Source organism: Bacillus sp. SIMBA_005, from assembly GCF_046535585.1.
GTDB lineage: Bacteria > Bacillota > Bacilli > Bacillales > Bacillaceae > Bacillus > Bacillus pumilus.
Map to the genome: position 1 here is coordinate 1 of NZ_JAWRWI010000785.1, position 254 is coordinate 254.

The following is a 254-nucleotide window of genomic DNA, read 5'->3' on the forward strand; positions in this document are numbered from 1 at the left end:
AATTAATATAATTTTTTTATCGATCACTTTAACATATTCTTTTGCGCCATCAGTAAATACAGATGTAGTAATAAACACACCCTTTTTCGCTTTTTTCCCATCCAGGCTGCCCGCAAATTTTTGTATTTCCGGCCTTGAAACAGAATCTTTCCACCTCTTGGCTTGAAGATAAATCATATCCAGCCCTAAAATGTCTTCTTTGATAACTCCATCTATGCCGCCATCTCCAGATCTCCCTATAGCCGTGCCTGCAT

General features: G+C 38.6%; 1 protein-coding gene. It reads right to left on the minus strand.

Annotated features, from left to right (window positions below):
• Positions 1-254, minus strand: a 254-nt coding sequence (locus SB660_RS22215; RefSeq protein ID WP_410584628.1) for a restriction endonuclease, incomplete at both ends; no start/stop codon positions are given.